The sequence below is a fragment of the Bradyrhizobium sp. CSA112 genome, from assembly GCF_029051645.1.
Lineage (GTDB): Bacteria > Pseudomonadota > Alphaproteobacteria > Rhizobiales > Xanthobacteraceae > Bradyrhizobium.
Window position 1 is genome coordinate 75,280 of record NZ_JAACFS010000031.1, and the last position, 19,797, is coordinate 95,076.

At 63.8% G+C, this 19,797-nt stretch carries 22 protein-coding genes; 9 read left to right on the forward strand and 13 right to left on the reverse strand.

All coding sequences use genetic code 11. The annotated features are described in order from the left end of the window. Positions 1-151: 151 nt before the first annotated feature. The 4 genes from GWE18_RS32665 to GWE18_RS32680 all read right to left on the reverse strand — a co-directional run bounded on the left by GWE18_RS32665 (position 152) and on the right by GWE18_RS32680 (position 2,451). Positions 152-472: a cupredoxin domain-containing protein gene (locus GWE18_RS32665; RefSeq protein ID WP_275189808.1), complete on the reverse strand. Its 321-nt coding sequence runs from the start codon at positions 470-472 to the stop codon at positions 152-154. 10 nt (positions 473-482) lie between these two features. After that, positions 483-1,004: a DUF4142 domain-containing protein gene (locus GWE18_RS32670; RefSeq protein WP_275189809.1), complete on the reverse strand. Its 522-nt coding sequence runs from the start codon at positions 1,002-1,004 to the stop codon at positions 483-485. 235 nt (positions 1,005-1,239) lie between these two features. Continuing rightward, entirely contained in the window at positions 1,240-1,917 is a 678-nt protein-coding gene (locus GWE18_RS32675; protein ID WP_275189834.1) for an RNA polymerase sigma factor, read from the reverse strand. Positions 1,918-2,088: 171 nt separating this feature from the next. Further along, a complete protein-coding gene (locus GWE18_RS32680) occupies positions 2,089-2,451 on the reverse strand; it encodes a nuclear transport factor 2 family protein (protein WP_275189810.1) in 363 nt (120 codons plus the stop codon). Between the two features lie 235 nt (positions 2,452-2,686). Here GWE18_RS32680 and GWE18_RS32685 point away from each other — a divergent pair, with 235 nt between their 5' ends. Continuing rightward, a complete protein-coding gene (locus tag GWE18_RS32685; protein ID WP_275189811.1) occupies positions 2,687-3,832 on the forward strand; it encodes an alpha/beta fold hydrolase in 1,146 nt (381 codons plus the stop codon). A 69-nt stretch (positions 3,833-3,901) separates the two neighbouring features. On the opposite strand, the gene GWE18_RS32690 is transcribed toward GWE18_RS32685, so the two are convergent. Both GWE18_RS32690 and GWE18_RS32695 read right to left on the reverse strand, forming a co-directional pair. Next, positions 3,902-4,252 (reverse strand): RidA family protein, encoded by a 351-nt coding sequence (locus GWE18_RS32690; protein WP_275189812.1) that lies wholly within the window; start codon positions 4,250-4,252, stop codon positions 3,902-3,904. Between the two features lie 108 nt (positions 4,253-4,360). After that, positions 4,361-6,019: an FAD-binding dehydrogenase gene (locus tag GWE18_RS32695; RefSeq protein WP_275189813.1), complete on the reverse strand. Its 1,659-nt coding sequence runs from the start codon at positions 6,017-6,019 to the stop codon at positions 4,361-4,363. Positions 6,020-6,306: 287 nt separating this feature from the next. Between GWE18_RS32695 and GWE18_RS32700 the strand changes: the two genes are divergently transcribed. The 5 genes from GWE18_RS32700 (at position 6,307) to GWE18_RS32720 (ending at position 10,644) form a co-directional block, all read left to right on the forward strand. Continuing rightward, on the forward strand, positions 6,307-6,777 hold the full coding sequence (locus GWE18_RS32700; protein WP_275189814.1) for a hypothetical protein: 471 nt from the start codon (positions 6,307-6,309) through the stop codon (positions 6,775-6,777). Between the two features lie 164 nt (positions 6,778-6,941). Beyond that, positions 6,942-7,193, forward strand: coding sequence for a hypothetical protein (locus GWE18_RS32705; protein ID WP_275189835.1), 252 nt, complete (start codon positions 6,942-6,944; stop codon positions 7,191-7,193). Positions 7,194-7,215: 22 nt separating this feature from the next. Continuing rightward, complete coding sequence (locus GWE18_RS32710; RefSeq protein WP_275189815.1) at positions 7,216-7,806, forward strand: SCO family protein; 591 nt, start codon at positions 7,216-7,218, stop codon at positions 7,804-7,806. Positions 7,807-7,899: 93 nt separating this feature from the next. Beyond that, on the forward strand, positions 7,900-8,817 hold the full coding sequence (locus GWE18_RS32715; RefSeq protein ID WP_275189816.1) for a transporter substrate-binding domain-containing protein: 918 nt from the start codon (positions 7,900-7,902) through the stop codon (positions 8,815-8,817). A 183-nt stretch (positions 8,818-9,000) separates the two neighbouring features. After that, complete coding sequence (locus tag GWE18_RS32720) at positions 9,001-10,644, forward strand: lysine--tRNA ligase (protein WP_275189817.1); 1,644 nt, start codon at positions 9,001-9,003, stop codon at positions 10,642-10,644. A 160-nt stretch (positions 10,645-10,804) separates the two neighbouring features. Here the strand turns inward: GWE18_RS32720 and GWE18_RS32725 are convergent, their stop codons facing one another. Then, positions 10,805-11,560, reverse strand: a complete 756-nt coding sequence (locus GWE18_RS32725) for a carbonic anhydrase family protein (protein ID WP_275189818.1) — start codon at positions 11,558-11,560, stop codon at positions 10,805-10,807. A gap of 260 nt (positions 11,561-11,820) precedes the next feature. Here GWE18_RS32725 and GWE18_RS32730 point away from each other — a divergent pair, with 260 nt between their 5' ends. Beyond that, positions 11,821-12,597, forward strand: a complete 777-nt coding sequence (locus GWE18_RS32730) for a class II aldolase/adducin family protein (RefSeq protein WP_275189819.1) — start codon at positions 11,821-11,823, stop codon at positions 12,595-12,597. A 166-nt stretch (positions 12,598-12,763) separates the two neighbouring features. Here the strand turns inward: GWE18_RS32730 and GWE18_RS32735 are convergent, their stop codons facing one another. Together GWE18_RS32735 and GWE18_RS32740 are read right to left on the reverse strand one after the other, a co-directional pair. Beyond that, positions 12,764-13,267 carry a mismatch-specific DNA-glycosylase gene (locus tag GWE18_RS32735; RefSeq protein ID WP_275189820.1) on the reverse strand — a complete coding sequence of 168 codons (504 nt, stop codon included), beginning with the start codon at positions 13,265-13,267 and terminating at the stop codon, positions 12,764-12,766. A gap of 11 nt (positions 13,268-13,278) precedes the next feature. Further along, positions 13,279-13,932 carry a helix-turn-helix transcriptional regulator gene (locus GWE18_RS32740; protein WP_275189821.1) on the reverse strand — a complete coding sequence of 218 codons (654 nt, stop codon included), beginning with the start codon at positions 13,930-13,932 and terminating at the stop codon, positions 13,279-13,281. A gap of 299 nt (positions 13,933-14,231) precedes the next feature. On the opposite strand from GWE18_RS32740, the gene GWE18_RS32745 reads away from it, so the two are divergent. Both GWE18_RS32745 and GWE18_RS32750 read left to right on the forward strand, forming a co-directional pair. Then, a complete protein-coding gene (locus tag GWE18_RS32745) occupies positions 14,232-14,576 on the forward strand; it encodes a DUF952 domain-containing protein (RefSeq protein ID WP_275189822.1) in 345 nt (114 codons plus the stop codon). Further along, positions 14,573-15,670: a quinone-dependent dihydroorotate dehydrogenase gene (locus tag GWE18_RS32750; RefSeq protein ID WP_275189823.1), complete on the forward strand. Its 1,098-nt coding sequence runs from the start codon at positions 14,573-14,575 to the stop codon at positions 15,668-15,670. The genes GWE18_RS32745 and GWE18_RS32750 overlap by 4 nt, the downstream gene beginning before the upstream one ends. Before the next feature lie 173 nt (positions 15,671-15,843). Here the strand turns inward: GWE18_RS32750 and GWE18_RS32755 are convergent, their stop codons facing one another. From GWE18_RS32755 to GWE18_RS32770, 4 genes are all read right to left on the reverse strand, one after another. Continuing rightward, the gene (locus GWE18_RS32755; RefSeq protein WP_275189824.1) at positions 15,844-17,169 is read right to left on the reverse strand and encodes an MATE family efflux transporter; all 1,326 of its coding nucleotides are present in this window, start codon (positions 17,167-17,169) and stop codon (positions 15,844-15,846) included. Between the two features lie 2 nt (positions 17,170-17,171). Further along, positions 17,172-17,906, reverse strand: a complete 735-nt coding sequence (locus tag GWE18_RS32760; RefSeq protein WP_275189825.1) for an MBL fold metallo-hydrolase — start codon at positions 17,904-17,906, stop codon at positions 17,172-17,174. A gap of 19 nt (positions 17,907-17,925) precedes the next feature. Continuing rightward, entirely contained in the window at positions 17,926-18,228 is a 303-nt protein-coding gene (locus GWE18_RS32765; RefSeq protein ID WP_057855475.1) for a DUF6460 domain-containing protein, read from the reverse strand. Between the two features lie 98 nt (positions 18,229-18,326). Next, positions 18,327-19,797 (reverse strand): cisplatin damage response ATP-dependent DNA ligase (locus tag GWE18_RS32770; RefSeq protein ID WP_275189826.1); only part of this gene is annotated, 1,471 nt, incomplete at its 5' end.

Here is a 19,797-nt window from a genome sequence, read left to right on the forward strand (position 1 = left end):
CCCGTGCTGGGCGCGGCTCGCCGTAGCGGCGTCCGAAGTGAAGGCGCTGGCCGAACAGACGGCGAGAGCGACCGGCTGAAGCGCGAGGTCGGCAAGTTTCTCAGCTCGGTGCGGGCGGCCTGAGCCGCCGCTATCGCAAAAGCGGACGATGCTACGGCGCGATCGTCAGCACCGCCTTCATGTTGGGATGGTACCGGCAATAATACTCGACGGTACCGGCCTTCGTCAGGACCGACGTCACCGTCTTCTTCGCCGGCATCATCACGTCGAAGTCGCCGTTGCGCGCGGTCGCGGTGTGCACGAACACGTCCTTGTTGATCCATTCGATGGTGTCGCCGACCTTGACCGAGACCTCGGCCGGCGCGAACACCAGATCCGTCGTTGTGATTTGAATCGTCGCCGCATGTGCCGGGACTTCTATCGCGCCGAACAGCAGGGCGGCCATGACAGGCAGATAGCATCCCGGGCGCATGGCGGGCTCCTTACTTCAGCTTGGCGGCGACCTGTTCGGCATGCTGCTGGTGGCCCTGGAAGATCTTCAGGCCGGTCTGCAGCAGGCTCTTCAACTCGGCATTGCTGGCCGATGGAATCAACTGCGTCTCAAGCGCGCCGTTGACGGCCTTGTGGTAGGCGACCTCGTTGGCGACATACGCCTTGTCGTATTCGGCGCCTTTCAGCTTGGCGAGTTCGGCGAGCTTGTCGGCCGCCTGCTTCGACAGCGTCTTGCTGGTGTCGTTGTCCTCCGGCGTCACGTTCAGCTTCTTGACGAGGTCGAGCGCCTGCTTGTTCACGGCCTCATGGTCGCGCACCATGCCCTGCGCGAACGCCTTGACGTCCTTGTTGCCGGCCTTCTCGATCGCCTGCTTGGCGGCGGTGATGTCGATGACCCCTGCGGTGTAGGCGATATGCGCGATCTGCGGGTCGGTGGGTTTTGCGCCCTGCGCCAGCACGGCGCTGCCTAGGATGCTCAATGCGGCGATCGCCGCGCTCAATCGAACGAACATGTCTGACACTCCTGTGGCGCGGCAAGCCGCGCGTTGTTGATGCACAGGAGTTGGATGGTGGGGGAGCGCGGAGGTTCCCAAGAAGATTAAAACTCTTGGCGGCGGTTTGGCCTGCATGGTTCGAGACGCACGGCTGCGCCGCGCTCCTCACCATGAGGGTTTCAGACCTCATCCTGAGGAGCATCGCGAAAGCGATGCGTCTCGAAGGATAGAGCCCAGGTCTGCAACGCGTGCCTCAGAACCCCAGCCGCTTCAGCACGGCGTCCGTCAACCGTTCGCAGCGCTTGCCGGCAAAGGGGAACGCTTCCATCACCACGGGGCCGATTTTCCTCTCGACGTTGTCGCGCAGCATGGTGCGCGCGCGGTGCAGCCGGCTCTTCACCGTCTCCGGCTTGAGCGAGAGAATTTCGGCGGTCTCCTCCACATTCATCCCCTCGATCACACGGGTGATGAAGACGAGACGGAACGCGTCCGGCAGTTCATCGATGGCATGTTCGACAACGGCTTGAATTTCACGCTGGGCCATGGATCTTTCCGGATCGTCTGACGCGGCGAGGGGGAACGGGATGATCTCCGCTTCGAGCGCGCCCTGCGGCAACGAGTCGAGGTCGACGGCGGGCCGCTGGCGGCGCAGCCGGCCGAGCGCCTCGTTCATCGCGATCCGCGACAGCCAGGTCGAAAGGCTGGAATCGCCGCGAAAACTCTCCAGATGAGTGAAGGCGCGAACGTAAGCTTCCTGCACCACATCCTCGGCCTCGCTGTCATTGCGCAGGATGCCGCGGGCGAGCCGGTAGAGCCTGCGGTTGTTCGCCCGCATGATGGCGCGGACCGCCGCTTCGTCGCGGGCGAGCGCGCGGCGAACCAGCTCGGCGTCGCCGGTGTCGAGGGGTGCTATATGCTGGGCCTGGCGCATGATGGCTCCACCAATAACAGGGTATTGGTTGGATGCGGCAGGGGCAAACAGGTTCCCGAAAATATTTCCGCTGTATAGGGTGGGCAAAGGCGCGCTTGCGCCGTGCCCACCATCTCCAATTCGCGATATCGGCGGTGGGCACGCTTTCGCTTTGCCCACCCTACATACCGGTCACGCCGGCGGCACCTGGTCGAGGAACCCGGTGATGCTGCGGATACGGCTGTTGCTGAGCACGGCAAAATCCGTTCCCTTGATCGGACTGTCGCCGCCATCGGGGCCGAGCCCCCAGGAGAAGCGGACGTGGTCGCCAAAACCGTTGGGCTCGCCGATCAGCTTGAACCTGAAATCTGGAAAGCGCTGCTGCACGCCGGCGACAAGCGCGTCCACGCCATCATGGCCGTCGCCGCTCATCAGGGGATCGACGTATTTCGCGTCCGTCGTCCAATTCGCTGCCAGCATCTCGCGGCGGCGCGCTGGGGCGCGCTCGTTCCACAGGGCGATATAGTTGTGTGCAATGCCGTGAACGTCGGTCATGGTGATCTCCTTTGGCTGGGCCGGATTGATCGGCTAACCGACTATCGGAAATCCGCGCGGACCAATCGATTACCTCTGAGGTCAAGAATCGTCGGATCGCGTCGCCCCTCACCGATGATCGGGCTGGGGCCTGGGCCCAATCTGGCGTAAAAGCATGATCTCGACCTCGTCGGTTCTTTAGGAAAAACGTCAACGCTTGGCCCTTGCCGTCCTCCTCATTGTGGGCGATCGATCGGTGGCAGAAGAAACCAAGACGCCGAAGCAGAACGCGGGCGCCGACTGGGCGCAGCAGGTGTGGCTGTGGCCGCTGGAAGCCGCGAAACTGGCGCTCGACAGCTACGCGCAATGGTTCGTTGATCAGAAGCCCGCGCCTTCCTACGACCCGGACCAAACGCCGCTCGCCTGGACCACGCCGAACACCGTGGTGCTGCAACTTCAGTCGATGCGGTTGCGGGAGTTTTCGCACGGAAATACGAGGCAGCAGCCTGTTCTTGTCTGCGCGCCCTACGCGCTGCATAGGGCACTGGTCGCGGATTTCGCACCTGGCCATAGTCTCGTCGAGGCGCTGCAGCGAGACGGCATGAACCGCATCTATGTCCCGGACTGGCGCTCGGCGACGCCGGACATGAGCAACCTGTCGATCGACAATTATCTTGCCGAGCTCAATGTGGCGATCGACGAGATCGGTGCGCCGGTCGATCTTGTCGGTCTGTGTCAGGGCGGATGGCTGTCGCTGGTCTATGCCGCGCGCTTTCCCGGCAAGGTGCGGCGGCTTGTGCTCGCAGGTGCTCCCGTCGATATCTCCACACCGTCCGAACTCTCGAAGATGGTGGCCGCACTTCCGCAGCAAGCTTTCGAGCAGATGGTACGCCAGGGCGAGGGCATCGTCAGCGGCGAGCATATGCTGCGGTTCTGGAACATTCCGTTCAACCAGCATGACGTGGAGGCAACGCTGCAATGGAATCTCGGCGAGGGATCGGACGAGGCCAGCATGCTGCTGGATCGTTTCGAGCGCTGGGACCGCGCGACGCTGGATCTGCCGGGGACCTATTATCTCGAGGTGACCGAGCAGGTTTTCCGGCAGAACCTCATCGCCAGAGGCCGCTTTGTTGCGCTCGGCCGCCGAATCGATCTCGGCGAGGTGCGCGTGCCGGTGTTCCTGCTGGCCGGCGATGATGACATCGTTGTCCCGCGCGATCAGGCGTTCGCGACGGCAAGGCTGTTGGGCACGCCACCGGCGCGGCTGGAACGAGCCTGCGAGCCGTGCGGTCACCTCAGCCTTTTCATGGGGCGCAAGGTCTTGAGCCATTCCTGGCCCCGGATCGCCCGATGGCTTCAGGCAGATCTCGGCGATGTCGCCGGCGCCAAGATCAGCGCGTGAGATGCAAATGAAAATGCCCCGGATTGCGCGTGCAATCCGGGGCAGCTTGATGTCTTGCGGTGGCCGGCCTTACTTCGCCGCAACCACCATGATCTCGACATTGTACTGCGGCGCCGCCAGCTTCGCCTCGACGGTGGCGCGCGCCGGCGTGTTACCCGCCGACACCCAGCCGTCCCACACCGCGTTCATTTCGGGAAACGTCTTCATGTCGGTGATGTAGATCGTGGCTGACAGCAGCTTCGACTTGTCGGTGCCGGCCCTGGCGAGATGGCCGTCGATGATCGAAAGGATGTCCTGCGTCTGCTCGGTCACGCTTTTGCCGGCGGCCTTGCCGGCGACGACGCCCGCGAGATAGACGGTGTCGCCGTGGACGACGACCTGGCTCATGCGAGGTCCGGTTTCGAAGCGCTGGATGGTCATATTGTTCTCCTGATAGGGGGCGGCGGCTTCTTAGCGCGCTCACGCCTCAAGGGCTACTGCGTTATTTGCATCGGACCTTGCCGCACCCGGACTTGACGAGAAGGCGTTTCACCCTGCCGCCTTTGCCGCCGCGCGTCCCGCATTCCTCCCTGAGAACAGGCAGCCGCCGAGGAACGTGCCTTCCAGCGAACGGTAGCCGTGCACGCCGCCGCCGCCGAAACCGGCGGCTTCGCCCGCGGCGTAAAGCCCCCTGATAATCTGGCCGTCATTGCCGAACACGCGCGAGTCGAGATCGGTCTCGAAGCCGCCCAGCGTCTTGCGGGTCAGGATGTTGAGCTTGACCGCGATCAGCGGGCCGTGTTCAGGATCGAGAATCCGGTGCGGTTTGGCGGTGCGGATCAGTCTGTCGCCGATATAGCGCCGCGCATTGTGCAGGTTCATCACCTGCGCGTCCTTGACGTAAGGGTTGGTGATCTCACGGTCGCGCGCCTCGATCTGCGCCTTGATGTGATCGTGCTTGAGCAGGTCGTTGCCGGCGAGCGCGTTCATCGCGCTGACGAGGTCGGCGAGATTGTCGCGCACGATGAAGTCGGCGCCGTTCTGCTTGAACGCTTCCACCGGCGCGGGTGCGCCCTTGTTGGTGGCGCGCTTGATCGTCATGCGCCAGCTTTTTCCGGTGAGGTCCGGGTTTTGCTCGGAGCCTGAGAGCGCGAACTCCTTCTTGATGATGCTCTGGGTCAGGATGAACCAGGAATAATCATAGCCGGTGCCCATGATATATTGCAGTTGGCCGAGTGTGTCGGAGCCGGGGAATAGCGGCGCCGGCAGGCGCTTGCCTGACGCATCGAACCACATCGAGGACGGGCCGGGCAGGATGCGAATGCCGTGGCGCGGCCAGATCGGATTCCAGTTTCGGATGCCCTCGACGTAGTGCCACATCCGGTCGCGGTTGATCAGCCGCGCGCCGGCGGCCTCGGTGATGCCGATCATGCGCCCGTCGACATGTTCGGGCACGCCGGAGATCATGAATTTCGGCGGCTCGCCCAGGCGCTTCGGCCAGTTCTGCCGGACCAGGTCGTGATTGCCGCCGATACCGCCGGAAGCGACAATTACCGCCGGCGCACGCAGCGTGAAGTCGCCGACCACCTTGCGCGAGGAGCTCTTGCCGCGTTCGACGGAATCGGGCTCGAGGATTGAGCCGCCGACGCCCTCGATTGCGCCGTTCGTCATCACAAGTGTGTCGACGCGGTGGCGGAACTTGAACATTAACCGTCCGCTCTTCTCCGCCTCGCGTGCGCGCCGCTCGAACGGCTCGACCAGGCCGGGACCGGTGCCCCATGTGACATGAAAGCGCGGCACCGAATTGCCGTGGCCCATCGCGTCATAGCCGCCGCGCTCGGCCCAGCCGACCACCGGAAAAATACGGTGGCCCATCGCGCGCAGCCAGCCGCGCTTTTCGCCGGCGGCAAACGCGACATAGGCTTCCGCCCATCGCTTCGGCCAATGGTCGTCGTCGCGGTCGAAGCCCGCGGTACCCATCCAGTCTTGCAGGGCGAGATCGTAGGAATCCTTAATGCGGAGCCGGCGCTGTTCGGGAGAGTCTACCAGGAAGAGCCCGCCAAACGACCAAAAGGCTTGTCCGCCAAGGCTTTGATCGCCTTCCTGGTCGACGACGATGACGCGCTTGCCGGCGTCCGCGATCTCCGTCGCCGCGACCAGACCCGCCAGCCCGCCGCCGACCACAATTACGTCTGCGTTGTCAGCCATCATTTCCTCCCCGTGCCATTTTTGATTCAAGCCCGCGTCCTCGCGCGCGGTCAACGGCTATTGGGTTCTTGGCTGTGGCCGCTTCGCCACCTAGGCAAGAGTCGTTTGTTCCAGTTTGGGACCTTTGCGCGCGGAGGGTGCAGCGGCCAAGCAACACTTAATTTGAATTTGTTTTGACGTGCTGTGGTTGCCTAGACAAAATCACGATCTCAAACGACGCTACGTCCTGTCTTGCATCACTGAGACGATCAGATTCGGTTTCGACATTTTTCGACTGGGGCAGGGATATGAAGCTGCTGACGGGGTTGCTTGCCGCGGTGCTGCTGCTGGCGGGGGTAGAGGCGAGTCAAGCGGTGGTGCGGATAGCCGATGATCGTGGCGGCCGGATCGGCACCTATGTCGACAGGTATCAAGGCCTGCGCTCCTCGGGCGAAACCGTCATCATCGATGGCCTTTGCGCCTCGGCCTGCACCATCGTTCTAGGCGCAGTTCCCCATGACCGGATCTGCGTTACCTCGCATGCCAATCTCGGCTTCCACGCTGCCTGGGATTTCGGCGCCAATGGCCGCGCCATCATGAACGCCGAGGCGACCCAGATGCTGTATTCGATGTATCCGCCTGCGGTGCGAAAGTGGATTTCTGCGCGCGGCGGCCTGACCCAGCGCATGATCTTCCTGCGCGGCAAGCAGCTGCAGGCAATGTACAGGCCCTGCTACCTCGATGCGCAGGCCTCCAGCAACAAGCCGGCGTCGCGTTAGTTAAGGCGAACTTACCTTCCAAAATCCATGGTTCGAGACCCGCGGCGTCACCGCCCCTCACCATGAGGACGTCAGTCAACCCTCGTCCTGAGGAGCGGCGTCTTCGCCGCGTCTCGAAGGATAATGGCCCCGCTCTCGCATGGCCTCTCCCTCCGCATGACGTGATGTTCCGTCCGGCCATTCCGCTTGCCTGCCTGGGGAACTCGCCCTATCTCAACCCCATGGTTCAGCCGATCTCCACCCGACAGGGCATGATGGCGGCCGACCGGCCGCAGGGCAGGGTGGCCTCGATGATTGCCTGGGGCGCTGCCGGCCTCGGTGCGCTGGTCGTGCTCGGCGCGGCCGCATTGTGGTTCCATTACGGCACCGCGGTGTTTTTCGAAATGATCGCCGCCGGCATCTCGGCCTGCTTCTGATCGGGCAAAAAGGAATTCCACGATGGACCGGACCATTCGCCCGCTGGTGATCATTGCGGCCTTTGCCGGCAGTCTGCTGGTCGGGCTCCTGATCATGCTGTGGGCGCTCGGCGGCTTGCGCACTGTTACGGCGCCGGCGGCGATCGGCGGGCCGTTTCAACTGACCGACCAGGCCGGCCAGACCGTCACCGAGCAGAATTTGAAGGGCAGGCCGACGCTGATCTTCTTCGGCTTCACCCATTGCCCCGACGTCTGCCCGACCGCGCTGTTCGAGATTTCGGAAGTGCTGAAGGCGATGGGCAAGGACGCCGACCGCGTCAACGCCTGGTTCGTTTCCGTCGATCCCGAGCGCGACACGGCGGGCGCGATGAAGGACTATCTCTCCAGTTTCGATCCCCATTTGAAAGGGCTAACTGGCGAGCCCGCGGCGGTGGCAAAGGTGCTTTCCGCCTACCGGGTCTATGCCCGCAAAGTCCCGCTCAAGGACGGCGACTACACCATGGACCATACCGCGCTGATCTATCTGATGGATCGCAACGGCAATTTCGTAGCGCCGTTCAACCTGAAACGAAGCCCTGAGGAAGCCGCGAAGGATTTGAAGCGCTACCTCTGAGCGGTCGCCCGAGGGGTCAAAAGCCGAAAACGGCCCTCGCATCGCAGGCCGGATGGTCTATAAGGCCGTGAATTCCGTAACATATTGCAGACGATGCCATATCTTACCGCTCCGTTAACCAATGCAAAACCGCATCGCCCCGTCCGCGCGTGGCTGGTCGGGTTGTCGATCGCGTCAGCGCTGACGGTTTTCGGCGGCGCTGCGGCGCAGGCGCAAACCCAAACCCGCCCGGCGGTCGAGGCAGCCCCGCAGGCGGTGCCCGGCTTCTGGGACCCGCGGCGGCGCCCGGACCGACCGGACATGTCGCGCCTGACCGTGATCCGGTTCCTGACCGAGACTGATTACCCCCCGTTCAACTTCACCGGCCCCGACGGCAATCCCGCGGGCTTCAATGTCGATCTGGCGCGTGCGCTGTGCGACGAGATCAAGATTTCCTGCACCGTCCAGATGCGCCGGTTCGAGACGCTGGTCGACGCCATCACCAGCAACCGTGGCGACGCCATCATCGCCTCGATGGCGGTGACGCCGGCGTTGCGCGCCCGGCTCGATTTCTCCGATCCCTATTACCGCGCGCCGGCCCGTTTCGTGTCCAGGCGCGACGCCGTGATGCCGGAGATCCGCCCCGAATATCTCGAGGGCAAGAAGGTCGGGGTCATCGGCGGTACCTCGCACGAGGCCTATCTGAAGGCGATGTTCACCGACGCCGAGATCAAGTCGTATCCGAACGATGACGCGCTGCGGCTCGCTTTGCGGCGGAGCGAGGTCGACTTCATCTTCGGCGACGCGATCTCGCTGGCGTTCTGGATCAACGGCACCGATTCAGCCGAATGCTGCGCTTTCTCGGGCGGGCCCTTTGTCGAGAGCCGCTATTTCGGCGAGGGCATCGGCATCGCCGTCCGCAAAGGCAACGATCTGCTGCGGACTTCGCTGAACTGGGCGTTGTTCCGGCTCTGGGAAAAAGGCCGCTTCACCGATCTGTGGCTGCGGTATTTTTCCATCAGTCCGTTTTAAGAGTTAGTCGATCTGCGTAGGGTGGGCAAAGCGAAGCGTGCCCACCATTGGAGACGCAGATCGGTGAGAGATGGTGGGCACGGCGCAAGTGCGCCTTTGCCCACCCTACGGAGTTTCGCCCGTCATTTTGCATTTTGCCTCGGAAGCGCTAGTTTCCGCGGCTTCCGGAGAGAGCCCTAATAAATGTCCGTCATTGACCTTGCCTTTAGCCCGAGCGATCTGCGTGCGCTCGCCGAACAATCCAACGCCTGGCCGTTCGAGCAGGCCAAGGCCATTGTCGCGCGGCTGAAGAAAAATCCGAAGGACGAGGTGCTGTTCGAAACCGGCTACGGTCCGTCGGGGCTGCCGCATATCGGCACCTTCGGCGAGGTCGCGCGTACCACCATGGTGCGCCATGCCTTTCGCGTGCTCACCGAGGACAAGATCAAGACGCGCCTGCTCGCCTTCTCCGACGACATGGACGGCCTGCGCAAGGTGCCGGACAACGTGCCGAACAAGGAGATGCTGGCGTCGCATCTCGGCAAGCCGCTGTCGCGGATACCCGATCCGTTCTCCAATGAGTATCCATCGTTCGGCGCGCACAACAATGCGCGGCTGCGAGCATTCCTCGATACGTTCGGCTTCGACTACGAGTTCGCCTCTTCGACCGACTACTACACCTCCGGTCGGTTCGACGCCGCGCTACTGCGCATGCTGGAACGGCTCGACGCCGTCATGAAGATCATGTTGCCGAGCCTGCGCGAGGAACGTGCTGCGACGTATTCGCCGTTCCTCCCCATCTGCCCGCGCACCGGCATGGTGCTCTATGTGCCGATCATCGAGCATGACGTGAAGGCCGGAACGGTCTCCTACGACGATCCGGAAACGAAGGAGCGCGTCACGCTCCCTGTGACCGGGGGCCATTGCAAGCTGCAATGGAAGCCGGACTGGGCGATGCGCTGGTTCGCGCTCGGCGTCGACTACGAAATGGCCGGCAAGGACTTGATCGATTCGGTCAAGCTGTCCGGCAAGATCTGCGCGGCGCTCGGCGGCACGCCGCCGGAGGGCTTTAATTACGAGCTGTTCCTCGACGAGAAGGGCCAGAAGATTTCGAAGTCGAAGGGCAACGGCCTGACCATCGACGAATGGCTGCGCTATGCCTCGCCGGAATCGCTGTCGCTGTTCATGTACCGCGAGCCGAAGGCGGCGAAGCGGCTGTATTTCGACGTGATCCCGCGCAATGTCGACGACTACCAGCAATTCCTCGACGGGTTTACGCGGCAGGATCCCAAGCAGCAGCTCGCCAATCCGGTCTGGCACATTCATTCCGGCAAGCCGCCGAAGGCCGACATGCCCGTCACCTTCCAGCTCTTGCTGACGCTGGTGTCGTCGTCAAACGCGGAGAATGCCGAAACGCTGTGGGGCTTCATCGGCCGCTACCGTCCCGGCGTGACGCCGCAGACGCATCTGAAGCTGGATGCGATGGTCGGCTACGCCATCAACTACTATCGCGACTTCGTGGCGCCGACGAAGCGGTTCCGCGAGCCGACCGACCGCGAGCGCGCCGCGTTGCAGGATCTGCGCGATGCGCTGTCGAACATGCCGGCCGGATCATCAGCGGAAGACATCCAGAACGTGGTCTACGAGATCGGCCGCCGCGAGCCGTTTTTGGATCCGGTGAAGAAGGGCAAGGATGGCCGACCCGGCGTCTCACTCGACTGGTTCAACATGCTCTACCAGGTGCTGCTCGGCCAGGAGAAGGGCCCGCGCTTCGGCTCGTTTGTCGCGGTCTACGGCGTGACCAATGCGATCGCGATGATCGACGGCGCGCTGGCGCGCAGCGCGTAGCTCTCTCCATCGTCGTCCCGGCCCTTATGCGCAATTGCGCATCAGGAGCCGGGACCCATAACCACAGCTCTGCGTGTTCGGAAAAGCTAAGGCCACATCCGATGTCGCAATGAACATCAGTGGTTATGGGTCCCTGCGTTCGCAGGGACGACAGTGCCGCTCAAACCGACTGCAGCACGTAGCGGCGATTGTCCTTCTGCGGCGGGCGGGCATTCATCGGATAGAGCTTTGCAAAGCTGGCCACATCGCTTGCAGCGACCTGCATCGGGGTGGTCAGTACCAGCCATTCGACCACCTCCGAGCAGGGCGGCGTCGTCAGCGATCCCGAATAGCGGTAGTAGCCGAGCTTGTCCGGCAACAGGCCGTTCGGATTGATGCTGCTATCGGCCTTTACCGCCGGGCCTTCCTTCGCCGGCATCGCGGCGATGATCTTCGCGAAGGTCGCGTTCGGCTTTCCTTCCGCCAGCAGCACGCCGACCACGGCGAGCGCGCCGGAATCGGCGCGGTGCACGAAATGCGCCTCCATGGGAAAGTTCTTGCCGCCGATCAGATGTTCGCTTGGGCGGTGAAAGTGCACCTGCAGGAGCTTGTAGGAGACATCGCCGAGCTTCAGCGTTGAGTCCCCGGTGAAATTGAGCTGAATGGTGTGGCCGTTGTTGACGATGGCATCAGCCGTCTTGCCCCAGGAAATCTTCAATGCCGGAAGCCGGGACTTGATGGTCGTGGCGATATCGATTGGCGATTGCTGCGCACCGAGCGAGCAGGCCTTGTTGGCGGCGTCGAGGTCGCCCCATTTTGCCGGGCCGCCGGTGCCCTCGTAACTCCAGTGAGCGCCTTCCGCGGCAAAGCCCGTGGTCGTGCATACCGGGCAGATCGCCAGCCCGGCCAGCGCCTTCAATAGATTTCGTCGGTCCATTTGAGCCCCCAAAAATGTGACGCTCGGCACTAGCCGATTCGGGTGACCGCGTAAGCTGAAAACTCCGATCATGGTTGCGGGAGGGTAATCTGGCGGCCGCAGCGGCTCGGGCCGGCCGCTGATGCCCTCGCAAACCGGGATGGCAGGCCCGCCGCAATTTCAACCGCGGCCTGCGTCGGATTGCGCTACACTTAAGTGCATAACAGCCGGCAAAGCCCCCGGCCGAGGGGCAGGCAACACAGCGGACAGGGAGAAAGCTCATGCAGTTCAGGGTTTCGCCGAAGACGCTCAGCGAGTACAGCGCCGAGGAATGGCAGGCGCGGGTCGATCTCGCAGCCGCGCACCGGCTGGCTTTCATCCAGGGATTTTCCGAAGGCATCTTTAACCATCTGACCTTCGTGGTGCCGGGCAAGAGCGATCGCTACTACCAGATCCCGTTCGGCACGCATTGGTCCGAGGTCACGGCGTCCTGCTTCATGGAAGTCGGCATCGACGATGGTGAGGTCAAACGCGGTGAAGGCGAGGTCGAGCGCTCCTGCTATTGCATCCACGCGCCGATCCACAAGGCGCAGGCGAAGGCGGTGTTTCACACCCACATGCCGCATGCCAGCGCGCTGACGCGGCTCGAAGACCCCCGCATCAAGGAGATCGGCCAGACCGAGGTCGGGCTGTCGGGCGCCATCGCCTATGACGACGAATATACCGGCCCGGCGCTCGATCCCGCCGAAGGCGCGCGGCTCGCAAAAGTCATCGGCGACAAGACCGTGCTTTTCATGGCCAATCACGGCATCTCCACCGTCGGCGCCACCGTCGCAGAAGCCTATGACATGCTGTACTACGTCGAGCGCGCCGCCCAGGTGCAGATCTACGCGATGTGGACCGGGCAGAAGCTGAAACAGCTTCCTGCGCCTGTGGTGGAGAAAACCAAGCGCGATTACAAGGACGAGCATCTCTACAAAGGCCCGACCCCGGCCCAGCGGCATTTTGATGCCTTGAAGCGGATGCTGGACCGGAAGGAGCCCGACTACGCGACGTAGCGCGCTTCTTCCCTTCTCCCCTTGTGGGAGAAGGTGGATAGCTGACGCGCAGCGGCAGCGAGCCGGATGAGGGGTTCTCTCCGCGGAGACAGACCCCTCATCCGCCTCCGCTTCGCTCCGGCACCTTCTCCCACAAGGGGAGGAGGGAGGGGCCGCGCCCGATTCCTCAGCCCGCCGCTCTGACCTCATCTGCAAATCGGTGCCAGATTTCCGGGCGCCAGCTTCCATTGGCTGCGCCCGAGGTCGATGGCAAGATCCACACCCTGGTATCGCCGATCAGATCACACTGCTCGCCATAGTCTCGCTTGCCGTCGAAGAATTTCTGCCCGGCTGTCTTGCTGGTGAATGCAAGGAATTGCGGACGAAATGTTGTGATTGCATTGCTCAGCCGGACGCGATCCGCCGCCGTCAGTTTGGGAAGCGTGGCGCGGTCCATTCCCGCACCCGCTTTCACGAGATCAGTCAGGCCGATGCCATGGTGCAGCAGGCTGCGATATTGATGCGGCCGCAGCGGCTCCGGCGTCAGCCCCGTTTCGTGCAGGATCTTCCAGAACTTGTTTTGCCGGTGCGCGTAGTAGGCCCGCTCGGCGGCGGACGTCGTCCCTGCGGCGGTTCCGCACAACACGATGCGAAGGGAATGTTGCAGCAGGTCGCTCAGCACGTCCGTCACGGCGCGACAGCCTACTGGCTCGCCCACACGATCCTTGCGATCCAGGCGATATCGTCGGCGTCCAGCGTACGATCGGCCTGTGCCGGGTTGAGCGACTGCAGTTCCAGCGTCTTGGTGGTCCGGCGCTTCAATTCCTTGACCATCACTTCGCCGCCTGACGTTTTCAGCACCACGCGGTCGCCGCGCCTGATCGCCGTGCCCGGCGACACCACGATGATGTCGCCGTCGCGATAGGTCGGCTTCATCGAATCGCCCGAGATCTCGAGCGCGTAGGCATGCTCGTCGCTGGCCGACGGCAGCGCCACCTCGTCCCAGCCACGGCCGGAGGGAAAGCCGCTCTCGTCGAAATAGCCGCCGCTGCCGGCCTGCGCCAGGGCGAGCAGCGGCACCGATTGCAGACCGCGCGCGCCGTCGCCGATCAACTGCACGAAAGTGTCGATCGACGAATTGGTGGCGGCCAGCGCCTTGGATACCGATTCCGTCGACGGCCAGCGCTCGCGGCCGTCACCGGTGATGCGCTTGGATTTGTTGAAGGTGGTGGGGTCGAGGCCGGCACGCTTGGCGAGGCCCGAGGGCGACATGCCGGCGCGTTCGGCCAACCGGTCGAGCGCGGTCCAGACCTGGTTATGGGTCAGAATCCGGTGCGCCTTGGAATGTCTCGCCATCGAAAGCCCTGAATCGGTCTAGGAATTATTGCCTCATCCAGTCGGCTAGCGCAAATCTTGCGTAGCGTTTGCCAGCGAAGCATGCCCTCGGACTTGATCCGGGGGTGGACAGCGGTTCGCGTGAAGAAAACGCGTCAAAACAAGAGATTGGCGCCCGGTTCTGATCGAATCAGAACCGAACATGCGCTGCGCCTGCCGCAGCGGCGCTTGAGTTAGCGGCCTGCCGCCTTTACGGTCGGCGGCCACCCCGGCCATTTCCGGGAAAATCCCAAGAGACTCAAGCGACAAGCCGGAACGCCGTGCCGACCATTTATAAAATCACTTCCGCCTCGGCTTGGCGCGAGGCCGAGCGGCAGGGCGTCTATCGCGGCAGTGCAGACGATCTGCGCGACGGCTTCATTCATTTCTCCACGGCGTCCCAGGTCGCCGAGACGGCGCGAAAGCATTATTTCGGCCAGAAGGGCCTATTCCTGGTCGCGGTCGACGCGGAGGCGCTCGGCGATGCGTTGCGCTGGGAGCCTTCGCGCAACGACGAACTGTTCCCGCATCTCTACGGCGAGCTTGATCTCGGCGCGGTAACCGCGATCCTCGACATGCGGGCGCGGTCCGATGGCTCTCACGATATTCCGGAGCTCACGCCGTGATCCGCGCCTTCGACGCCTTTTCGCTGCCGCTGCTGCGCTGGTTCGATCCGGAAGACGCGCATCGCATGGCGATCCAGGGCCTGCGGCTGCTGCCGCCGGTCAGGCCGCGGGCCGACGACCACAAGCTGGCAGTGCGCGCCTTCGGCCTGAACTTTCCCAATCCGATCGGCATGGCCGCGGGCTTCGACAAGAGCGCAGAGGTGCCCGATGCGCTGCTCAGGCTCGGCTTCGGCTTCGTTGAAATCGGCACCGTGACACCGAAGCCGCAGGGCGGCAATCCACGGCCACGGCTGTTTCGCCTCGAGCGGGATGAAGCCGTGATCAACCGCATGGGATTCAACAATGACGGCGCAGAGGCTGCGCTGCGCCGGCTTGCGGCGCGCGCCCACCATGGCGGAATCGTCGGCATCAATGTCGGGGCCAACAAAGATTCGTCCGACCGCGTCGCCGATTACGTCAAGCTGATCGAGACGTTTGCGCCGGTTGCGAGCTATTTCACCGTCAACGTCTCCTCGCCGAACACGCCCGGCCTGCGCAACCTGCAGCAAGCGGCGGCGCTCGATGAACTCCTCGCCAAGGTGATCGATGCGCGCGAGCGGGTGCGCAGGAATGCCGGCGATTCACCGGTGCTGCTCAAGATCGCGCCGGACCTGAGTTTGGCCGAACTCGACGACGTCGTGCACATCGCGCGCTCGCGCCGGGTCGACGGCATGATCGTTGCCAATACCACGCTGGCGCGTCCCGCGACCTTGCGCGAACAGGCGAGAGCGAAAGAGCAGGGCGGATTGTCGGGGCGGCCGCTGTTCCGGCTGTCGACACGCATGGTGGCCGAGACCTATGTCCGCACCGAAGGCGCGTTTCCATTGATCGGCGTCGGCGGCATCGATTCCGGCGGCGCCGCGCTGACGAAAATCCGCGCCGGCGCCAGCCTGATCCAGCTCTATTCGTCACTGGTCTACAAGGGCCTCGGGCTGGTGGACGACATCAAGAACGATCTTGCCTCGACCTTGCTGCGCACCGGGCGCGACTCGCTGTCGGAGATCGTCGGCGCGGATGCTGCGACGATCACCGCCGAGGACTGGCCGGTGGTGTAGGGGCGCGCGTAAGCTCGTATTAAGTTACCTCGCCCCGCTCTTCGCGGGGAGAGGTCGGCGCGAAGCGCCGGGTGAGGGGAGCCGCCGCATACTCAGCTCCATCGAATTCGCGGAGACAGCCCCTCACTCCGACCCTCTCCCCGCAAGAGCGGGGCGAGGGAGAAGCAAGTCCGTCAGGCCGCAAACGACTTCCTCAGCAATGCCGGATACCGCAACGCCTGCAATCCACCGCGGGCGGCGTAGTGCACCAGAAACGCGCCCCACAGTCCGGCATTGCCGAACGAGCGCAGCGCGAACCATGCGACAAGGAAGATCAACAGCGACAACACCATCAGATTGCGCATGTCGCGCGCCCAGGTGGCGCCGATATAGATCCCGTCATAGGCAAAGGCGAACACGCCGAGCAGCGGCGCGAAGACGATGAACGGCAGATAGTCGCGCGCGATGCGCCGCACGTCCGCGCTCGCGGTCAGCACGTCGATCAGCGCAGGCCCGAACAGTGCGAAGCTTGCGGCGACTGCGAAGGCGAAGCCAAAGCCCCAGATCACGACCAGCTTGACGGCTCCTGAGAAGGCGCGCTTGTCGCGGGCGCCATAGGCGCGGCCGCAAAGCTGTTCGGCCGCGTTGGCGAGGCCATCGAGGAAGAAGCCGCTGATCATCAGAAAATTGTTCAAGACCGCATTGGCCGCGAGCGTCACGTCGCCGGCGCGGGCTCCCTGCGCGATGAAGAACAGGAAGGCTGCAATCAGCGCTGCGGTACGAATCAGGATGTCGCGATTGACCGTCAGCATCCGCATCAGTTTTGTGCGGTCGAACAGCGTCGCCGGCGAGATGGCCGATTGCCCGCGGGACAGACGCCGCGCGATCAAAATACCGAGCAGGACGCCGGTCGCCTCCGCGATCACGGCCGCGGTCGCGGCGCCGGCGATGCCGAGGTCGAATACCAGCACCAGCAGCACCGTCGCGATCATGTTGGTGACGTTGATCGCTATCTGGGTCGTCAGCGCCAGTGTGGCGCGCGCCTGTCCGATCAGCCAGCCGAGGACGACATAATTGGCGAGTGCAAGCGGCGCCGACCAGATCCGGATCGTGAAGTAGGTTTTTGCCGCGCGTGTGACGCCCTCGCTGCCGCCCATCGCACCCAGCAGGATGGTGGCGAGCGGCACCTGCAGCACAATGAGCGCCGTGCCGATCAGGGCCGCGACCAGGAAGCCGCGGATCAGGATCGCGCGTAATTCGATGGTTTCACCGGCGCCGAGCGACTGCGCCGTAAAGGCGACCGTGCTCATGCGCAGGAAGCCGAACAGCCAGAACATGCAGTCGAACAGCACCGAGGCCATCGCCACGCCGCCGAGCAGCGTGGCGTCGCCGAGCCGGCCGATCGCCGTGGTCGAGACGATGCCGATCAGCGGTGTGGTCAGGTTCGCGACCATCGCGGGACCCGCGATGGCAAACACCTGTGCCGTCGTGACCCCAGAAGCAGGATTAGGCGAATGCATGCCTAGAGCTCGACGACCATGCCGTCATGGGCCGTAAGATAGGGTAGTTCGCCCAGCCGTCCGAGCATGTCGTCGCTCATATGCGTCAGAACCAGCCGCTTGGCGTTGATTTCGCCCAGGTGTGCTTCCAGCGTTTTCAGGCTGAGATGGTTCTTGACGATCTTGTCGTAGTAATACGCTTCCGCAATGAACAGGTCCGCGCCGCGCGCGGCCGGGATCAGCGTCTCTGTCCATTCGGTGTCGGCGCTGTAGCTGATGGTGCGGCCCTCGGCCTCGACCCGGTAAGCCAGGAATGGCCCGCCGGATTCGCCGTGGACGACAGGATAGGGCGTCACCTTGATCTCGCCGAACGTCCGGCTCTGCTCCGGTTCGAGCGCGACGACGGATAGATCGAAGCGTTGTTTGGTTTTGGAGGAGTGCTCGAACAGCGCTTCCATCAGGTTGGCGAGCTTCGCCTCGATCCCCTGCGGCCCGGCTATGACGAGCGGCCGGGTGCGCCGCGTGAACTGCGCATCCAGCAGCAGGAACGGCAGGCCGCCAAAATGGTCGCCGTGGAAATGCGTGATCAGGATCAGGTCGATGCCGTCGCGCGCTATGCCGAGACGCTTCAGCGCCGGCAGCGACGACGCGCCGCAATCGATCAGGAAATTGACGCGCGCGCCGCTGACGTGGAAGCAGGTGTTGAACCTGCCGCCGGAACCGAACGCGTCGCCGCAGCCGACAAATTGCAATTGCATCGGCTGCGGCCTCTACGAGTTATCGCCCGCGCGGGGCGCCGAATAGCCGCGACAGCAGCCAGATCGGGACCACGATCACGGCGCCGAGCAGGAAGTAGCGCCACAGCCAGTTGACCGCGTCGAAGCCGAGATCCCACAGCCGCCGGAACAGGGTCTGGATGCTGTGCAGGATATTCCAGGGATCGAAGCCGATCGCGGCCAGCACCACGCCGACCAAGATCGACAGCAGGATCAACCTGAACGCCACCGACAGCGGCGAGCCGCCGAGGAAGCGGTACAGGCCGTCATTGCTGGCCGGCAGGTCTCTGACGTCGTTGGGCATCGGTCTCTCCTCGCGGGTCGCGCACGCATTATAGGCACGGCGGGGCACATGGGGAACCCGCTCGTATCAATCAATGGCCGCTATGCGCCGCTGGAATGTTAATTTGCCGTCACGTCTTTGAGCATCCGTTCCAGCGTCTCCAGCCGGTCGGCCTCGCGCGGCGGCTTGTCCCAGCGCAGCCGGCTGATGCGCGGAAACCGCATCGCGACGCCGGATTTGTGCCGCGGCGAGCGCTGCAACCCCTCGAAGGCGACTTCCAGCACCAGGCCCTGATCCGGCTCATGCACGACATGGCGAACCGGGCCGAACTTTTCCGTGGTGTTGCGGCGGACGAAACGGTCGATCTGCAGGAGTTCCTCGTCGGTGAAGCCGAAATAGGCTTTTCCGACCGGCACCAGTTGCTCGCCGTCCTCGCCCGAGGTCCAGACGCCGAAGGTGTAGTCCGAATAATAGGACGAACGCTTGCCGTGGCCGCGCTGCGCATACATCAAGACGGCGTCGATGATGTGTGGATCGCGCTTCCATTTCCACCACTGGCCCCTGGGGCGGCCCGGCAGGTATGGCGCGTCGCGCCGCTTGAGCATCACGCCTTCAACCGCCTCGGCATCTTCGCCCGCGCCGGCGCTTGCGGGATCGGCGCGCGCCGCCATCAGCGCGTCCCAACTGTCGAAGGCGACCGTCGGCGACAGATCAATGCGGGAATCGTCCAGCTTCCGGACGAACGCCTCGAGATGCGCGCGGCGCTCGACGAACGGCAGTTCGCGCAGATCGTTCTCATCGTCGCCGAGCAGGTCGTAGGCGCGCAAGTGAATCGGAAATTCCTTGATCAGTTTCGGCGAGACGACTTTTCGGTTCAGCCGCTGTTGCAGCACATTGAAGGTCTGCACGCGGCCTTCCCGCAACACCAACAGCTCGCCGTCGATGGCGCCGGGGAGGTGCAGCGACGGCAAGAGGTCGGGAAAACTCTTGCTGATGTCCTCGCCGGTGCGCGAATAGAGCCGCGCCTGCATGTGGCCGCGCTCGTCGCGGCCCGAGACCGCCTGCACGCGGATGCCGTCCCATTTCCATTCGGCGATGTAATCGGACGGATCGAGGCTGGCGAAATCAGCATCCTCGATCGCGTGGGCCAACATCACCGGGCGGAACGGCGCCGGATCGCGGTTGACCGGCTTGTCGCCGCGGCCTTCCAGCCACGCGAACAGGTCGAGATAGGGCGGGGCGAGCCCGGGCCAGATCAGTTCGATCTCGTGCGGGTCCTTGTCGCCGAGCGCGGCCGCGGCGGTTTTGGCGAGCCGCGCCGAAATCCCGATCCGCATCGCGCCGGTGACGAGTTTCAGCAGCGCCCAGCGGCCGGTCTCATCGAGCTCGTCGAGCCAGCGCGCAAGCTGCGCCGGCAGCTCGGTCTTGCCGAGGGTGCGAAGGGTGGTGACGACTTCACTCAGCGTCGGCGGCGGAGGGTTGTTGTGGAGGCGCGGGTCGTTATTGAGACCACCCGTGGGATACCCCTCTCCCCCGCCCTCCCCCGCAAGGGGGGAGGGAACGGTGAGAGTCTCGATTGTGGCTCTGGAT

Coding starts and splice junctions, on each gene's coding strand:
- GWE18_RS32665 (WP_275189808.1), bottom strand. CDS start 472: ATGCGCCCGGGATGCTATCTGCCTGTCATGGCCGCCCTGCTGTTCGGC.
- GWE18_RS32670 (WP_275189809.1), bottom strand. CDS start 1,004: ATGTTCGTTCGATTGAGCGCGGCGATCGCCGCATTGAGCATCCTAGGC.
- GWE18_RS32675 (WP_275189834.1), bottom strand. CDS start 1,917: ATGCGCCAGGCCCAGCATATAGCACCCCTCGACACCGGCGACGCCGAG.
- GWE18_RS32680 (WP_275189810.1), bottom strand. CDS start 2,451: ATGACCGACGTTCACGGCATTGCACACAACTATATCGCCCTGTGGAAC.
- GWE18_RS32690 (WP_275189812.1), bottom strand. CDS start 4,252: ATGACCATCCAGCGCTTCGAAACCGGACCTCGCATGAGCCAGGTCGTC.
- GWE18_RS32695 (WP_275189813.1), bottom strand. CDS start 6,019: ATGGCTGACAACGCAGACGTAATTGTGGTCGGCGGCGGGCTGGCGGGT.
- GWE18_RS32700 (WP_275189814.1), top strand. CDS start 6,307: ATGAAGCTGCTGACGGGGTTGCTTGCCGCGGTGCTGCTGCTGGCGGGG.
- GWE18_RS32705 (WP_275189835.1), top strand. CDS start 6,942: ATGTTCCGTCCGGCCATTCCGCTTGCCTGCCTGGGGAACTCGCCCTAT.
- GWE18_RS32710 (WP_275189815.1), top strand. CDS start 7,216: ATGGACCGGACCATTCGCCCGCTGGTGATCATTGCGGCCTTTGCCGGC.
- GWE18_RS32715 (WP_275189816.1), top strand. CDS start 7,900: ATGCCATATCTTACCGCTCCGTTAACCAATGCAAAACCGCATCGCCCC.
- GWE18_RS32720 (WP_275189817.1), top strand. CDS start 9,001: ATGTCCGTCATTGACCTTGCCTTTAGCCCGAGCGATCTGCGTGCGCTC.
- GWE18_RS32725 (WP_275189818.1), bottom strand. CDS start 11,560: ATGGACCGACGAAATCTATTGAAGGCGCTGGCCGGGCTGGCGATCTGC.
- GWE18_RS32730 (WP_275189819.1), top strand. CDS start 11,821: ATGCAGTTCAGGGTTTCGCCGAAGACGCTCAGCGAGTACAGCGCCGAG.
- GWE18_RS32740 (WP_275189821.1), bottom strand. CDS start 13,932: ATGGCGAGACATTCCAAGGCGCACCGGATTCTGACCCATAACCAGGTC.
- GWE18_RS32755 (WP_275189824.1), bottom strand. CDS start 17,169: ATGCATTCGCCTAATCCTGCTTCTGGGGTCACGACGGCACAGGTGTTT.
- GWE18_RS32760 (WP_275189825.1), bottom strand. CDS start 17,906: ATGCAATTGCAATTTGTCGGCTGCGGCGACGCGTTCGGTTCCGGCGGC.
- GWE18_RS32765 (WP_057855475.1), bottom strand. CDS start 18,228: ATGCCCAACGACGTCAGAGACCTGCCGGCCAGCAATGACGGCCTGTAC.